The organism is Myxococcales bacterium, assembly GCA_016712525.1.
In the GTDB taxonomy this organism is placed as follows: domain Bacteria; phylum Myxococcota_A; class Polyangia; order Polyangiales; family Polyangiaceae; genus JAAFHV01.
On sequence record JADJQX010000008.1, the window covers coordinates 672,017 to 687,478 of the forward strand.

The window sequence follows — 15,462 nt, forward strand, 5'->3', positions numbered from 1 at the left end:
CTCGTCCTGCCGTACGACGGAGACGTCACGAACATGCAGGATACATGCGATTCGGAGCGCGCGAGCTCGAGAGCGCGTCGCGCGACGTCGTACGCGGGGCGATGCGAGGGCTCGGGTGCCTAAGAAATGCGAGCCGTCGGCGCGCGCGTGAGGACACGATCGGGCCTCTTGCACCGGTGGAAACGTGCCGAAGCGTGCGCATTTCGTCCGGCCTCGGCGCAAGTTTCCAGTGAATGCACTCTGCATGTGGTGCGAGCGTCGCCACGTTCCCCACAGTTTCCCGAGCGGCAACACGCGGTGTTCTCGGCGACGACTATTCGCGCTCCGTCGAGATCCGTAAGCGTACTCCGCACCGAGCGACGGCGTGCACGGCGCACCCGGAGCTTCGGACACCTCGGAGGATTTCATGAGCTCGACCTCGGCACGCATCGGCTTCGTCCTCGTCGCTTCCCTCGGCTCCGCGCTCGGCTGCGCGTCCGCGGCCCCCGATACGCCGACCTACGCCACCGAAGAGCTCGGCGAGGTGAGCGACGCCATCGTCGGCGGCGTACGCGCGGAGACGTACCCCGAGGCCGCGCTCGTCGACATGTCGCGCGGCGGCCGCACCGTGAGCATCTGCTCGGGCTCGCTCATCGCGCCGAGGGTCGTCTTGACCGCGGGCCACTGCGTCGACGGCTTCGACGGCTTCTCCGTGAAGCTCCCCTACGCCGGCGGACAGACCGCCACCGCCGAGGGCGCGGCCGTGTTCGACTACTCGAACGACTCGGAGTTCGTGAACCCGAACCAACACGACGTGGGCCTCGTGTTCCTCTCGCGTCCGCTCACGATCCCTTCGTTCCCCACCCTCGCGAAGACGGGCCTCGCCGACGGCTCCCCTGTGGTGAACGTCGGGCGCATCAAGGACGGCACGGCCTCCCGGACCGATCTCTTCTTCGGCGCCGAGGTGACCGTGAGCGCCGGCGCACGGTACGGCTTCCCGCTCTCGTACGTGACCCGCGAGGTCATCCAGAGCGGCGACTCGGGTGGCCCCGTCGTGCGCCCCGGGCCCGCGCCCCGCACGATCGTAGCCGTCAACTCGGGGGCCGGCGGGGGCACGCAGGTGCTCGCCAGGGTCGATCTGCTCGCGACCTGGATCGATACCCAAGTGAAGGCCCACGGAGGCTTCGCGAGCGCGACGCCCACGCCCACGCCCACGCCCACGCCCACGCCCACGCCCACGCCCACGCCCACCTGCGCCCAACGTGAGGCTGAGCCGAACGATGGCTACCGCACGGCGACTACCGCCACGGCCCAAGAGCTCTGCGGCACGCTCGCGACGACCACCGACCAGGACTGGTTCTCGTTCACGGTGAGCCGCGCGGGCGGCGCCTACCGCGTCGCTACCCGCAGCGCCGGGGTCGAGCTGCGTGTGTGGAAAGAGACGACGTCGGGGTACCGCGCCGTGACGAACGTGGCGCCGAACGAGGTCTCGGGCACGGCACAGAGCGCCGGTCGCTACGTGGGCGTCGCCTACTCTCCGAGCGGCGCGCGCGGCGACTACCGCCTCGAGATCGCACGATGACGACCGAGGTCGCTCACGCTCACGACGAGGCAGAGCCCTCGGGCTTCGCCGCGCCTCCCAAACCGGCTAGGTTCCACGTCGTGAGCGAGCGACGCACCCGGGAGAGCCTCACCGATCTGCGGATCTCCGACCTCGCGACGTTCTTGTCGGTCGTGCGCGCGCGGTCGATCACGCGGGCCGCGCGCGAGCTCGACGTGACCCCCTCCCAAGTGAGCAAGACCATCGCTCGCATCGAGGAGAAGCTCGGTCGATCTCTCGTGCGTCGAGGCACCCGCGGCGTCGAGCTCACGGACTCCGGAGAAGGCGTCGTGCCGCTCGTCGAGACCATCTTCGAGCAGCTCGGGCGCATGGAGCGCGACGAGCGCGAGGCCCCCGCGACCCTCACGCTCGGGGCGACGTCGTTCTTGTGCTCGGCCCTCGTCCCCGCGGCGATCCGCGCGCTCCCGGAGCATCGGGTGCGCGGCGTCGAGCTGCCGGCCGCGTCCCTCCGCGCCCACCCGAGCGACGGAATCTTCGACGTGCTCGTGGTCACGGGGAGCGCGCGACGCCTCCTACCGGCCTGGTCGGTGGCGTCCCTCGGGACCTTGCGCAAGGGCCTCATGGGCTCCCCGAGGCTCGCCAAGAAGCTCGGCAAGGGGCCCGTGTCTCCCCGGGCGCTCCGCGACGTCGCCTTCCTGACCCCCGTCGAGAACCTCGGCGGACAGCTCGTCTCGACGGAGGACGAGTGCCCGCTCTCCCCGGGCGAACGACGCACGGGCCACGAGGTGCAGACGCTCGCGTGCGCGCTCGAATCGGCGGCTGACACCGAGCTCGCCGTGTTCGGCCCGGTGTGCGCGGCGAGGAGGCACATCGCGATGGGCAGCATCGTCGAGATCCCGGTGCGCGGCTGGGACGTGCGCGAGGAGTGCCTGCTCGCGGTGAACCCCGACCGCGTGCTCTCGCGGGTGAGGCGCGCCCTCGAGGACGCGCTCACGGCTCGTCTGCTCGACCTCGAAGCGACATAAAGACTAGAACATTCGAACTGTTACAGATGGTCGCCGAGAAACCGTGAGAGGCCCGTGACCACCTCGTCGGAGAGGCCGTGCCCGCCCTCGAAGGCGACCCACGTGAGGCGGGCCTCGGCGCGCTCGAGCCCGTCGCGGAGGCGCTCGGCGAGGGCGAACGGGAGGATGTCGTCGACGGTCCCGTGGCTCTGGAAGACCGGCGTGCCTCGCAGCGTGGGGAAGAGCGCCGCCCACTCGGCCTCGGCCACGAGCGTGCCCGACAGGACGACGAGGCCCGCGAGCTTCGGGCCTTCGCGGAGGGCCGTGTCGCACGCGAGCATGGCCCCCTGCGAGAACCCACCGAGCACGACCTTCGCGCCCGGAAAGCTCTCTCCGACCGCCGCGAGCAAGGCGACCACGAGGGCGCGCGCTGCGTCGATTCCCTGGGGCCGCTCGCGCGACAAGTCACGCACCCCGCCGGTCCGACGGGCGCGCTCGATGGCCTCGAGGTCGAGCTTCCACCACGCGCGGGCGTCGACGAATGGCGGCGCTCCGTAGAGCTCGGTGAACGAGTGCGGCGCCTTCGGGAACACGAACGCCGTACCGGGCGGCGCTTCGATCATGTCGGCGAGGCCCACGAGATCCTCGCCTGGCGCGCCGAAGCCGTGCATGAGGACGACGACGGCACGAACGGCCTCGCCGCGCGGCGCGACGACGACGGCCTCGAGGGATCCGAGCGTGCGGGTTTCCATGCGCGCAGCATGGCGAACGGGCCGCACCCTGGGAAGGGTTTTCGGGCTCACGAGCGCGCCGCGGCCGGCCGGGCCACAACCACAACCACTCGTAATCATTACACTTTCAACGCATCTCCCGGTACTCGGTGGGGCGTGGTAGACCCGAGCCCATGCAGCGCGTGAGACTCGTGGCGGCGGCGCTCTTGGTCTGTGCCGTGGGCTGCGCCGGTCGGTGCCCCGAGCCTTCGCCCGCGCCGACGAAGGAGCCCCCCGTGCCCCAAGCCCCCAAGCTGCCCCCCATCGTCCAGACCGGCGCGCTCGTGCTGCGCACCCCGGCGCGCGAGGTGCCCCCCGAGGCCTTCGGCTCGAAGGACCTGCGCGACCTCGTCGCCACCATGATCGCCGTGATGCGCGCCGCGCCGGGCGTCGGGCTCGCGGCGCCGCAGATCGGGCGAGATCTCCGCGTGATCGTGCTCGAGGATCGCAAGGAGCTCATCGCGAGCCTCTTGCCCCACGAGCGCGAGGAGCGCCTCCGCGAGCCGTTCGCGACCCGCGTGCTCGTGAACCCCAAGCTCACGCCCGTGGGCGACGAGAAGGCGACGTTCTTCGAGGGGTGCCTCTCGGTGCACGGGTACGTCGGGCTCGTCACGCGGAGCCTCGAGGTGGAGGTCTCGGCCTTCGACGAGCGCGGAGAGCCCGTGACGTTCCGCGCGAAGGGGTGGCCCGCGCGCATCCTGCAGCACGAGGTCGATCACCTGGACGGCACGCTCTACGTCGACCGCATGCGCACCCGGAGCTTCTCGACCCAAGCGCACGCGAAGGCGCTCTACGGGGGCAAGCGCATCGAAGAGGTGCTCCGGCTCGTCCCGTGATCGGGGCAAAACCACGGGTCGCCGCGCGCCTCGAGGCGAGGTATCGTCGTCTGCCCATGAACCGGCTCGCGAAGACGCTCGTGCTCCCCACCCTCGGCCTCGTCGCCGCCCTCGCGTGCGGCCCCGGAGGCGAGGCCAAAGTCCCCGTGCTCGGTGCAGGGCCGGCCCCGAGCGCGAGCGCGCAGGCTCCCGCGCCGAGCCCCCTCCCGTCGGGCCTCCCCGACGCGCTGCCGGTGCCTCCGATGGGCGTCAAGGGCTCGCACGTGGCCAAGCTCGAAGCAGACGCGTCGGCCTCGTGCACCCGGGGGGCCGTGGGCGTCGGGCGGCCCGAAGAGACCCTCGCGCGAATCGTTGCATCCTGCAAGCTTCGCCCCCTCGGCCCCGCATTCGCCGGGCAATCCTCCGACGGTGACCCGGCGAAAGAGACGCGTTTCCAAGCCAAGGCGGGGCGCTGCTACCGGGTACTCACCGCACGAGATGCGAGCATCACGGACCTCGTGGTGGTGGTACGCGACGGGCACGGCGACACGGCCGCCGAGGGCCCCGAGGTCGCCATCCCACGCGACGGAAAGCTATGTTTTTCGAGCGACGACGCCGCGACGGTGCTCGTCTCGGTCGGCACCGGGCGGGGCGCGTTCGCCGTTCAAGTCGTGGAGCCGTGATGGGCGCGGGCGGCGCGTAGGGCCGTGACGCACCCTCATCATCACGTCGGTCACGAGCACGGCCACGAGGGAAAACATGGCATCCCCGTGCATCGCCCGGGGCTCCTCACGCTCCTCGGGCCGATGCCGATCTTGCTCACCCTCGCGTCGATCGTGACGGTCACGGCGGCCGTGCTCAGCACGAGGGCGTTCGACGCGGCCGCGGCCTCTGCCGAGCGCGCCGAGGAGCTCGATCGCCGGGCGCGCGAAGGCCTCCTCGAGAAAGGCTTCACGCCCGACGGGACCGAGGTGACCGACGGGGTCGAGGCGATGCTCCCTCGCGCGGCGTTCTCCCTGCCGCTCTCGCACGGAACGGTGACGGCGCGCCCACCCTCGCGCGCGAAGCTCGAGGCCGCGAGGGGCGCGCTCGCGAAGGAGCTCGGGCGATATCCGAAGGGCTTTTTGCGCAAGGCGAAGCTCCGGCGCGTGATCTTCTGCGAGGACCTCGAAGAGGGCGGGCGCTCCATCCCGTCGCTTCCGAACTACGCGTCGACCTTGCTCGTCGACGCCGACGCGAGCCCGGCCTTCCTCGCGAGGCTCGTGCACCACGAGGTCTTTCACTTCGTCGACTTCGCGGACGACGGCCTCGTCGTGGTCGATCCCGCGTGGGAGAAGCTCAACCCCGCGGACTTTCGCTACGAGGGTGGAGGCCGCACGATCCGCGATCCCGAGGCTTCTGCGCCCACCGGGCCCGACGGCTTCGTCACGCGGTATGCCACGGCCTCGCTCGAAGAAGACAAGGCCGAGATCTTCTCGTGGCTCATGAACGACCACGCCCTGCTCGCCGCGCGCTCCCGGGGCGACGCGGTGCTCGCCGCGAAGGTCGCCCGCATCGACGCGATCGTCCGGGCATTTTTCCCAACGAGTCCGGCACCTTATGGGTCATGGCCCTAGGCGGCCCGACCTTACGAACGTGATGTCGCGAACCGGGCGCGACCGGTGTACGGTGCGCGTCCCGTGAGCACCGACGTCGCGACGGAAGGAAAGAAGCCCGAGCCACGGCGCGGCTTCTTCGCCCTCGATCCCCTCGACAACCGTTTCCCGATGCTCCACGGGCTCCGTGTGCTCGGCATCTTGAGCGTCGTGCAGTACCACGTGACGCTCGTCTTCGCGGGCGAGCAGCACCTCCCGATCGACGGCGACTACGCGGCCACCTCGCTCGCCGTGTTCTTCGGCATGGACCTCTTCTTCGTGCTGAGCGGCTTCCTCATCGGCACGATCCTGCTGCGTTCGCTCGAGCTGTCGGGCACCCAGAACCTCAAGCGCTTCTACATCCGCCGCATCTTCCGCACGTTCCCCTCGTACTACGTGGTGCTCGCCGTGCTCGCGCTCACGACGCACATCTCGGCCGAGCAGCGCGCGCACCTGCCCTACGAGGCCGTGTACCTCACGAACTTCTTGCCCCTCGGCAGGGACAACCTCGTCATGTTCTGGGGCTGGTCGCTCGCGCTCGAGGAGCAGTTCTACCTCACGGTCCCGCTGCTCTTCTACGTGCTCTGGCGCCTCCGGACCGACGCCCAACGTGTCACGCTGCTCGGCATTTTGTGGGCGTCGGCGCTCGTCGTCAGGTTCGCCGTCTACCTCCGCGGCGCCCCTTGGACCGACATCGCGCTCTCGAAGGCCGTCTACTTCCGGACGTATACGCGCTTCGATACGCTCGTGTGCGGCATCGCGCTCGCCTTCGTGTTCTTCCGCTACGGCGATCGCATCGCCAAGGTCATCGAGGATCCGCTCGCGCGCGCGCTCCTCTCGCTCCCCGCGATGCTCGGCGTGTGGCTCCTCATGAAGCCCGACCGCTTCGGGACCGACGCGGTGCAGATCTTCCACCTCTTCGCGTGGGGGACGATCACGTCCATCATGTATTTCACGGGTCTGCTCGTCTTCCTCACGGGGAAGGGCGCGTTCGCCCGCGCCATGTCGCACCCGATCTTCCGCGTGGTGGCGACGCTCGGGTACGGCATCTACCTCATTCACATCCCCATCCTCGACTACGTGGTCGTCCCGATGGCGAAGGCGCTCGACAAACGAGGCGTGCCCATGTGGGCGAACTGGCCGCTCTCCTTCGTGGTCCTCATGATCCTCTCGATCGCGCTCGCGTACGTTCTCCACGTGCTCGTCGAGAAGCCCACCCTCCGCATTCGCGAGAAGCTCGCGCGCTGACGCTCAGGGATCGAACGGCGCGCCGAACCCCGGGTCGGGGAGGGTCTCGATGCGAAAGCCCTTCTGCGTCTCGGAGACGAACACCGCGTCGTCGAGGGGGCCGTCGAACACGAAGCGGACGGCCGTCGGCCCCGACGCGTTCGCCTCGAGGACGTGGGCCGTGAGCCCCGGGATCGTGACGACGCTCCCCACGGGGAGGCGCGCCTCGTCCTTGCGAAAGAGGTTGCCGTGGCCGAGCGGGAACACGGTCGAATCCTTTCCGACGTTCAGCGAGAACGACGTGTCGCCGTCGCGGAGCGTGAGCACGTGACCCGTGTGGGCGAGCACGCGCCACGAGCGCGGCGGCGCCCCGGTCGGCCCGAGCGCGAACGGCAGGTAGAACGCGCTGCCCGAGTCGCGAAGGACGATGACCCGAGCCTTCTCCGGATCTCCCAATCGTTCCGAGAACTTACCCGCGTAGTAAGCGAAGCGCATGCCCACACGCTGGACGGTGCGCGCGTGGGTCCGCGACACGATCGGGGCCTCGACGAAGTGCGCGAAGAGGAACAAGAGCGCCACCTGCGCGGCGCGCTCCCCCTTCGGGAACGGGCCGGCGGTGCGCTCGGTGAAGAACGCGTGGTCGACGACGAGCGCCACGATCGCGGCGACACCGACGAGCGCGGCCTCGAGCAGCCGAGGCGACGGTTGCACCGACAGCACCGGCACGAGCGACAAGAGCGAGCCCGAGCCGAGGGCCATCGCGCGCCTCCTCGGCAGATCGTCCAGGGCGCGGATCGCGGCGAGCACGGCGGGACGGACGAACACGAGCAGCGCGACCGCCGCGAGCACCAGCGCGACGGCCGAGTACGACGGCCGCATCGCCTCACCATCGAGCGCGAGCCACGCCCCGAGCACGAGCCACGAGAGCCGCTTCGGGGCCGCAGCGAGGAAGCCCAACGGATCGCGCGTAGGGTCCGAGTAGAAACCGGACGCCGTGGTCCCGTAGCCGAGCGCGCGCCGCGCGACGAGGTACGCGACGAGCGGCACGACGAACGGCGCGAGCCCTGCGACGCGACGCCCGAGCGACGTGCTCGGCCCCTTCGGCCGGAAGACCTCGAAGGCGACCACGTAGCCGCCGAGGAGGAGCGCGTACTCTCCGGCCAGGAACGCGAGCGCGAAGAGGAGCGTCGCGAGCACGGCGTCTTTGGGCCGCGCCTCGTCGCGAAAGTCCTCGTAGCGGACGAGCGCCACGAGTCCGAGCGCGAGCGACACGAGCGCCTCGCGGTTCGCGAGCCACGCGAGAGGCAGCACGTGGGCCGGCGCGAGGGCGAACGCCGCGGTGGCGAAGAGGGCCACGCGAGGCGAAAAATAGCGGACGAAGAGGGCGCGCGCGCCGAGCACCGCGAGCACCCACCACAAGAACGAGTGCACGTGCAGGACGAGTGGCGCGCTCGCGAACGTGCGGTGGTCGCCGTAGAGCAGCAGGCTCGAGAGCGGGCGGAAGAAGCGAATCTCGAGGGCCGGGTCGGTCCACCAAGGGACGATGCCGCGCTCCAGCAAGAGGGCGCGGTCGTGGCCGTTGACGAAATCGTAAAAGTCGAACGGTCCGCGCGGCGCGGGGAACGTTCCGTTCGCCATCGACCGGTGGATGTAGTCGTCGAAGAGGAGCGGCGACCGGATCGCAGGCAAAAACACGAGGATTCCCACGACCACGAGCCCGACGAGGAAGGACCTCTCCGGTCCTCGATCGAGGAACGCCCGGAGCACGTGACGCACCCCGGGTCGACCGGGTGCGTCAGGACTTGGGCTCTCGGGGTGAGACATGAACCTACGCCTCGGATTTTTCGGGTTCGAAGGTTGTCGAGGGGCAGTTCCTCGAGTACTCCATCTGCAACCGCATGTCGTCCCCTACGCGCACCCCGGGCTCCCGCAACGTCTCCCCCGCCGCTCTCGTGGCCATCTGCACGCTGTTCGTGTCGGGCGGAATGCTCTTCGCGTGCGCGGGCTCCGAGGTGCCGGTCGAAGACGGCCCGGCCGACGCCGCCCCCACCGCCACGGCGACCGACGCGGCCCCGAAGCCCTCGGCGACGACCCCGAAGGACGCCGCCCCGGTCGACACGTGCAAGGTCGGCTGCACGAACGACAGCGAATGCCAGAACACCTGCCCCAAGGAGGCTTCCGGCACGAGCTGCTGCGACACCACGAACGGCAAGTGTTTCCGCTACACGGGCAACGCGTGCCCGGTGCCCACCCCCCCGTCGGACGGCGGCGGCGGCACCTACTGAATTCGTAGGCCTCGCGGAACGACAGAGCCCCGCCGACCCGAGGGTCGCGCGGGGCTCGTTGCATTTTCCCGGTCGCCTCTATTCGCCTTTGAACACGGGCTCGCGGCGCTCCATGAAGGCGGCCATCGCCTCGGCGAGGTCACTCGACGCGAGGAAGGCCGAGTTCCACACGGCGACGAAGCGCTCTTTGTCGCGGACACGCGAGCGCTCGCCGAAGTCGAGCACCTCTTTGATGCCCTGGACCACGAGCGGCGGGTTCTTCGCGATGTCGCGAGCCATGGCGCGCGCGCCCTCGAGGAGGGCCTCTTTGTCGGCGAACACCTCGTTCACGAGCTGGATCTCCTTGGCGCGCGCCGCGGACACGTCTTTGCCGGTGTAGGCGAGCTCGCGCGTGATGCCCTGCCCGAGGATGCGCGGCAGGCGCTGGAGGCTCCCGAGGTCGGCCACCATGGCCACACGAACCTCGCGCACGCTTAGCTTCGCGTCGGCGCTCGCGAGCCGGATGTCGCACGCGGCGGCGATGTCGATACCGCCGCCGATGCACTGGCCGTGGAGGCACGCGATGACGGGCTTGCGGCACGCCTCGATCGCGTCGGCGGCGCGCTGGAGATCGATGACCAAGTCGAGGAACGCGGTGCGCTGCTTGGCGAGGTTCGGCGGCGCGACGAGCGGCATGAGCACGGGCATCATGGCCTTGAGATCGAGCCCGTACGTGAAGCTCTCCCCCTTGCCGTAGAGCAAGACGGCGCGGACGTCGTCGTCCTTCGAGAGGCGCTCGAACACCTCGGGGCACTCGCGCCAGAACTCGGGACCGAGCGCGTTTCCTTTGCCGGGCCCGAGCATCGTCACCTCGGCGACGTGCCCCTCGACCTTCACCTCGAAGGCGCTGTAACCGTTCGTCATCGTTTACCTTTTTAGCCCTTGGCGGCCGCGGCCGCGCCCTCAGCCTCGAAGCTCGCGCACCTTCGCGCGGGCCTCGACGATGTTGTCCTCGATGGAGCAGTACGTCCACCCTCCGTAGCGCCCGATCGTGTGGACGCCGCCCTTCGCCAAGACCTCGCGCACCCGGGCGACCTCGTGATTCGACTTCTGTGTAATATGCACATATGCCGGGTCCATCAGCACGTGGTGCTCGGCGACGAGCTTCTGCCCGGTCACGACGCCCTCGCGCTCGAGGTCGGCGAGCACGCGCGGCAGGAGGACATCGGGCGCGGGGACCTCGGCGTCCTTCGCGTAGCCGAGCTCCACGTAGAGGCTCATCCGGTCGGTGCCGAAGATGTTGTCGTAGAAACCTATGCGGTAGAACGAGGTCTCCCGGGACGGGAAGTACATCCAGTGCACGTCGTCCGGGCCCTTGCGATCGAACCCGAGGTTGAACACGAAGACCTTGTTCCACGAGTACGTCGCGGGGTCGTGAGGTACGCCCGAGAGCCGCACGAGCTTGTCGAGCGGGATCGAGGAGACGAGCGTGTCGAAGGCGATCTCACGCGACGACGTGCGCGCGACACGGCGCTCGAGGTCGATCGCGACGAGGCGCTCGCGGAGGGCGATTTTCGAAGGATCCACGTCGCGGGCGATCGCGTTCACGTACTCGATGGCGCCGCCCTCGGGGTAGGTGAAGGTCGCGTTGTACGAGTGGTTGTCGCTCGTGCGCATGTTCGCCACGATCTCGGTGAGATCGGCGTGCGGGAAGAAGCGCCCCATCGCGTCCTCGTCGAGGGTCGAGAGGTCGCACGCGTAGAGCTTCTCGTTGTACGGGACGAGGAACTTCTCGGCGATCGAGCGCCCGAAGCGCGCGTAGAGCATGTCCTTGAAGCTCCCCCGCTCCTGCGAGGGGGCGAGGTGCGCGTACTTTCCGAGCAGCTCCTTCGGGGCGCGCGCGAAGTAGAGGTCGACGAGGCAGTCGACGAAATCCTGTTTGGGGAGCTGGTGGATGTTCTTCTGGAACGGGAAGTCGACGCGCCCGCCGGGGTACGCGATGAAGCTCTTCTTCTCGACCGTCACGATGTTCTGGCCGGGCATGCGCTCGCGCAGGTAGGCCTCGATCTCGGGGTGCTTGAAGTGGAAGAAATGGCCCGAGTAGTCCCACACGAAGCCGTCTTTTTTGACGGTCTTGCAGTACCCGCCGAGCTCGCCGTCGGCCTCGAGCACGAGGTAGCTCTCGCGAGGACCGAGCGCCGCGGCGGTGGCGAGGCCGCTCATGCCCGCGCCGACGATCAACGTGGAAACCTTCGTGATCATTGTCGATTTTCTCCGTGTTGGCCCACGTGCATGAGACCTTCGTAGGCGACGAGCAAGCCCACGATGGGCAGCCGGACCGAGACCGAGATGCGCGCCGAGCCCTCGTCGTTCGGCGCGACGCGCCCTTCGGCCTTAGGGCCGAGCCAGAGCGGGAGGGAGACCGTGAACGCGCCGCGGCCGAGGGTCGTCTTTTCGTGGCGGTACACGAGGGCCCCCGACGGCTCGACCTCGAACGCAAAGTGCACGGCGAGGCCCGAGAGCGCCTCGACCACCCGACCGCCGAGGACCCACTGCTCGGTGCGAACGACGTGCCCGTCGTACGAGCGGGTCCAGCGAAATCCGCGGCCCTCCGGGGCCACCTCGAGCGTGACCGGGCAGGCACGACGCGCGGGGGGCGCGCCAGAGACACGGGCGAGCGCACGCGCGAAGAACGAGCGGCCGTGGGTCACGTCGAGGGTACCTCGCGCCGAGAAGCGCGCCCCGTGCATCGCACGAACGGCGGGCGCGAGGTCTCCATAGAGTGGCCCGAGCACCTCGCGGTACGGGCTCTCGGGCTCACCCAAGCCGCCGCTCCGCCTCGAGGTACGAGAGAGACGACGCGAGCATCGCCTCGAGCGCCGCGCCTTGGCCCTCGCCGAGCGCCGCGACGAGGCCCGCCTCGAGCTGAGCGAGCTGGGCCGTCACGTCCGAGACGGCCTTTTTTCCCCGTGGCGTGAGCTTCACGCGCTTGGCTCGGCCGTCCTCGGGGTCGGCCTCGCGCACGAGGAGGCCTTCGCCTTCGAGCTCCTCCACGAGCTGACCGGTCGCCTGCTTGGTGACCCCGAGGCGCGACGCCAAGACCGTGAGGCGCGTGCCCTCCGCGTCCACGTAGGGCAAGAGCCTCGCGTGAGACGGCCTCGCCTCGGCGCGCACCCGCTTGAGGCGCGCCACGAGCACCTCGTCGAGGAGCCGCGCGGCGCGGAGGAGCTTCTGTCCGGCGCTCTCGGAGGGCGGAGACACGTCGGGGTCCTGGGCGGCTCTCTGCGCTCTCCCGGGCTTCGGCGGGCGGGGCGCGGTCTTCGGGCGGTCCATGCGATGGTCGTAGGCCGGCCCACCGTAACTTGTCAACATAGTTGACGAATGCCGACCGAGGGTCACAACCTCCCTCTTCGCCGGCGATCTTTGCTAAGAGCGGGGCGTGCCGAAGCCGCTCGTCGTCGCGTCGAACGTCAAGAAGTCCTTCCTCCACATGGGGAGCTCGCTCGACGTCCTCCAGGGCATCGATCTCACGATCGACGAGGGAGAGCTCGTGGGGATCGTCGGGCAGTCCGGCGCGGGAAAGAGCACGTTCCTCCACTGCATCGGCACCCTCGACGTGGTGAGCACGGGCTCCCTCAAGCTCGCCGGCGAAGAGCTCTCGACCATGTCGAGCGCCAAGCTCGCGGGGCTACGGAACCGCCTCATCGGCTTCGTCTTCCAGTTTCATCACCTCCTGCCCGAGTTCAACGCCCTCGAGAACGTGATGATGCCCGGGCTCATCCAGGGCCGACCGCGCAAAGAGCTCGAGAACCAGGCCATGGCGCTCCTCACCGAGGTCGGCCTCGAGAAGCGGGCCTCGCATCGGCCCGGCGAGCTGTCGGGTGGCGAGCAACAGCGCGTCGCGCTCGCGCGTGCCCTCGTGCTCGAGCCGAAGCTCCTCTTGGCCGACGAGCCCACGGGAAACCTCGACTCGCGCACGTCGGATCAGATCCACGAGCTCTTCTTCTCGATCAACAAGACGCGCGGGACGACCATCGTCGTCGTCACGCACAACATGGCGCTCGCCGACAGCATGCCCCGCAAGGTCACGCTCCGGGACGGGCGCGTCCTCCACGACGAGCGCCGCGAGTCGGGCCCGTACCGAAACGACTCCGGCCCCGCGGCGACGAGCGAGGCATGAGCGAGGGCACGCCGGTCTGCGTGGGCGCGTTCCCCATGCCCGGTATGCTCGTCGACGACGCCGAGGGGAGCCGCGTCCCCGAAGGCTTCCCGCCCGTGGTCGACGCGCACGTGCACCTCTTCCCGGACCGCGTCTTCGAGGCCATCTGGCGCTGGTTCACCGCGCACGGTTGGCCGATCCGCTACCCGCTCCGCTCGAGCGAGGTCATCGCCTTCCAGAAGGCGCGCGGGGTCTCGGGGGTGATCGCGCTCACCTACGCCCACACGGCCGGCATGGCGCGATCGCTCAACGCGTACATGGCGGAGATCGCCGCGAGCGATCCCTTCGTCACGGGCCTCGGGACGGTGCTCCCGGGCGAGCCCGACGCGGTAGGGATCGTCGAAGAGGCGTTCGCGATGGGCCTCTCGGGAATCAAGCTCCACTGCCACGTGCAGTGCTTCTCACCGGACGACGAGGCCCTCGAGGGCATCTACGACGCCTGCGCGCGCCACGGCAAACCCATCGTCGTGCACGCCGGGCGCGAGCCCAAGAGCGCCGCCTACAAGTGCGATCCCCACGCGCTCTGCTCGGCCGAGCGTACGCGGCGTGTCCTCGAGAGGCACCCGCGCCTCACGCTCGTCGTGCCCCACCTCGGCGCCGACGAGTACGACGCCTACCTCGCGCTCCTCGAGCGCTACGACAACCTCTGGCTCGACACGACCATGGTCCTCGCCGACTACTTCGGCGCGCGGCCGAGCCCGCTCTTCTTCGCGCGCCCCGAGCGCATCCTCTACGGGACCGACTTCCCGAACCTTCCGTACGCGTGGGATCGCGAGCTCGTGAGGCTCGAAGCGCACGGGGTGAAGGAGCACGATCTGCCCGCCATCTTGGGCGAGAACACGCGGCGTTTGTACGGGCTCGGGCCTATTTAGGTCGATCGACCTATTTCAGTCGGAGGCCGCCGTGCGCGCGGGACGGATCACCACTTCAGCACCACCGACGACGGCGTCACGTGGGCCTCGCACCCGTCGACGGCGACCACGACGGGCGCCGACACGCTGCCCGAGGCCTCCTTCGAGGTGACCTCGGCCTGCGGGACGACCTGCTCGGTGCGGAGCTGACGCACGATCTCGGGTGGGCACACGAGGCGCACGTCGACCTCGGCCGGCTTCGCCTTCGCCTTCGTGTTTCCGACCACCACCACGGCGAGGCGCGAGAAGGGGCGCTCGGCCGTCTCGCGGACGATGTTCGCGGTGACGAACACGGTGGGCGGCTCGGCGCGCATACGCGGCGGGAGGGCCACGATCGGGAGCTGACGCGGGTAGGAGCCCTCGGAGAGCCCGCGCACGTCGAACGCACCGACCTTCACGTCCTGCATGGCCATGACGTCGCTCGCGGGCCCCGTGACGCTGACCTTCGTCGGCTCGGCGAGCGGCGCGCCCTTGACGACGTACCCGGCCGCCGGCGTGCCGACGACCGAGACCTGCACGGGCACGTCCCTCTTGATGCGATCTTCCCACTCGACGTCGATACCCGCCGGATCGAACTCGATCACCTCGAAGCGCGCGCCCGCCGGCCCGCGCACCATGCGAGGCTCGAACGTGACGTGGCCCGAGCGCGCGCCGCGCAGGTCGACCTGGAGCCCGAGAGAGCTCGCGCGGAGGTTGTCGAGCTCCGCGCCCGTGCCCTTGATGGTGATCCGCACGCCCGGCGGGAGCATCGTGGCGAGCACCTTGTCCTCGCGGTCGGGGAGCTGCGCCTCGAGGTTCACGACGACGCTCTTCGCGTCTTGTCCGCTGTGGCTCTGAGAATAGAGCGCGAGCGCGCAGAGCAGGCTCAAGACCTTGAGGCGCCAGTTCTCGAGCACGGCGTCGACGATGACCGCCATCAGACCTTCCCCTCGCCCGAGTCGACCCCGGGCACGTCGGGCTCCTTCGGGGCCTCGCCAGGTCGCGGCACGGGGTCCATCTTCGGCATCGGCCGCGAAAGCTCACCCACGGAGACGACGCTCGGCACGGACTCTTCGGGGATCGGTACGGTGACGGCTTT

General features: G+C 69.6%; 16 protein-coding genes. 9 read left to right on the forward strand and 7 right to left on the reverse strand.

Annotation, left to right across the window (positions count from 1 at the left end; genetic code table 11):
* The first annotated feature begins 406 nt into the window (after positions 1 to 406).
* The gene (locus IPK71_32325; GenBank protein ID MBK8218443.1) at positions 407 to 1,561 is read left to right on the forward strand and encodes a S1 family peptidase; all 1,155 of its coding nucleotides are present in this window, start codon (positions 407 to 409) and stop codon (positions 1,559 to 1,561) included.
* Positions 1,558 to 2,565 carry a LysR family transcriptional regulator gene (locus tag IPK71_32330; GenBank protein ID MBK8218444.1) on the forward strand — a complete coding sequence of 336 codons (1,008 nt, stop codon included), beginning with the start codon at positions 1,558 to 1,560 and terminating at the stop codon, positions 2,563 to 2,565. Before IPK71_32325 ends, IPK71_32330 begins: the two co-directional genes overlap by 4 nt.
* A gap of 20 nt (positions 2,566 to 2,585) precedes the next feature.
* Here IPK71_32330 and IPK71_32335 read toward each other — a convergent pair whose 3' ends face one another.
* Complete coding sequence (locus IPK71_32335; protein ID MBK8218445.1) at positions 2,586 to 3,296, reverse strand: dienelactone hydrolase family protein; 711 nt, start codon at positions 3,294 to 3,296, stop codon at positions 2,586 to 2,588.
* Between the two features lie 152 nt (positions 3,297 to 3,448).
* Here IPK71_32335 and def point away from each other — a divergent pair, with 152 nt between their 5' ends.
* The 4 genes from def to IPK71_32355 all read left to right on the forward strand — a co-directional run bounded on the left by def (position 3,449) and on the right by IPK71_32355 (position 7,011).
* Positions 3,449 to 4,150: a peptide deformylase gene (gene def / locus IPK71_32340; GenBank protein ID MBK8218446.1), complete on the forward strand. Its 702-nt coding sequence runs from the start codon at positions 3,449 to 3,451 to the stop codon at positions 4,148 to 4,150.
* A gap of 56 nt (positions 4,151 to 4,206) precedes the next feature.
* On the forward strand, positions 4,207 to 4,812 hold the full coding sequence (locus IPK71_32345) for a hypothetical protein (protein MBK8218447.1): 606 nt from the start codon (positions 4,207 to 4,209) through the stop codon (positions 4,810 to 4,812).
* Positions 4,813 to 4,836: 24 nt separating this feature from the next.
* Entirely contained in the window at positions 4,837 to 5,745 is a 909-nt protein-coding gene (locus IPK71_32350) for a hypothetical protein (GenBank protein MBK8218448.1), read from the forward strand.
* Between the two features lie 63 nt (positions 5,746 to 5,808).
* Complete coding sequence (locus tag IPK71_32355) at positions 5,809 to 7,011, forward strand: acyltransferase (GenBank protein MBK8218449.1); 1,203 nt, start codon at positions 5,809 to 5,811, stop codon at positions 7,009 to 7,011.
* Positions 7,012 to 7,014: 3 nt separating this feature from the next.
* Here IPK71_32355 and IPK71_32360 read toward each other — a convergent pair whose 3' ends face one another.
* The gene (locus tag IPK71_32360; protein MBK8218450.1) at positions 7,015 to 8,814 is read right to left on the reverse strand and encodes a hypothetical protein; all 1,800 of its coding nucleotides are present in this window, start codon (positions 8,812 to 8,814) and stop codon (positions 7,015 to 7,017) included.
* 74 nt (positions 8,815 to 8,888) lie between these two features.
* On the opposite strand from IPK71_32360, the gene IPK71_32365 reads away from it, so the two are divergent.
* Positions 8,889 to 9,275: a hypothetical protein gene (locus IPK71_32365; GenBank protein ID MBK8218451.1), complete on the forward strand. Its 387-nt coding sequence runs from the start codon at positions 8,889 to 8,891 to the stop codon at positions 9,273 to 9,275.
* Between the two features lie 78 nt (positions 9,276 to 9,353).
* Here the strand turns inward: IPK71_32365 and IPK71_32370 are convergent, their stop codons facing one another.
* The 4 genes from IPK71_32370 to IPK71_32385 are packed head-to-tail and all read right to left on the reverse strand — an operon-like array spanning position 9,354 to position 12,587.
* The gene (locus tag IPK71_32370) at positions 9,354 to 10,178 is read right to left on the reverse strand and encodes a crotonase/enoyl-CoA hydratase family protein (GenBank protein MBK8218452.1); all 825 of its coding nucleotides are present in this window, start codon (positions 10,176 to 10,178) and stop codon (positions 9,354 to 9,356) included.
* Positions 10,179 to 10,217: 39 nt separating this feature from the next.
* Entirely contained in the window at positions 10,218 to 11,516 is a 1,299-nt protein-coding gene (locus IPK71_32375; GenBank protein ID MBK8218453.1) for an FAD-dependent oxidoreductase, read from the reverse strand.
* On the reverse strand, positions 11,513 to 12,079 hold the full coding sequence (locus IPK71_32380) for a DUF4166 domain-containing protein (GenBank protein ID MBK8218454.1): 567 nt from the start codon (positions 12,077 to 12,079) through the stop codon (positions 11,513 to 11,515). Before IPK71_32380 ends, IPK71_32375 begins: the two co-directional genes overlap by 4 nt.
* Positions 12,072 to 12,587, reverse strand: a complete 516-nt coding sequence (locus IPK71_32385) for a winged helix DNA-binding protein (GenBank protein ID MBK8218455.1) — start codon at positions 12,585 to 12,587, stop codon at positions 12,072 to 12,074. The genes IPK71_32380 and IPK71_32385 overlap by 8 nt, the downstream gene beginning before the upstream one ends.
* Before the next feature lie 157 nt (positions 12,588 to 12,744).
* Between IPK71_32385 and IPK71_32390 the strand changes: the two genes are divergently transcribed.
* The gene (locus tag IPK71_32390) at positions 12,745 to 13,434 is read left to right on the forward strand and encodes an ABC transporter ATP-binding protein (GenBank protein ID MBK8218456.1); all 690 of its coding nucleotides are present in this window, start codon (positions 12,745 to 12,747) and stop codon (positions 13,432 to 13,434) included.
* 35 nt (positions 13,435 to 13,469) lie between these two features.
* On the forward strand, positions 13,470 to 14,345 hold the full coding sequence (locus IPK71_32395; protein ID MBK8218457.1) for an amidohydrolase: 876 nt from the start codon (positions 13,470 to 13,472) through the stop codon (positions 14,343 to 14,345).
* Positions 14,346 to 14,392: 47 nt separating this feature from the next.
* On the opposite strand, the gene IPK71_32400 is transcribed toward IPK71_32395, so the two are convergent.
* Positions 14,393 to 15,301 (reverse strand): YbbR-like domain-containing protein, encoded by a 909-nt coding sequence (locus IPK71_32400; protein MBK8218458.1) that lies wholly within the window; start codon positions 15,299 to 15,301, stop codon positions 14,393 to 14,395.
* Positions 15,302 to 15,462: the final 161 nt, after the last annotated feature.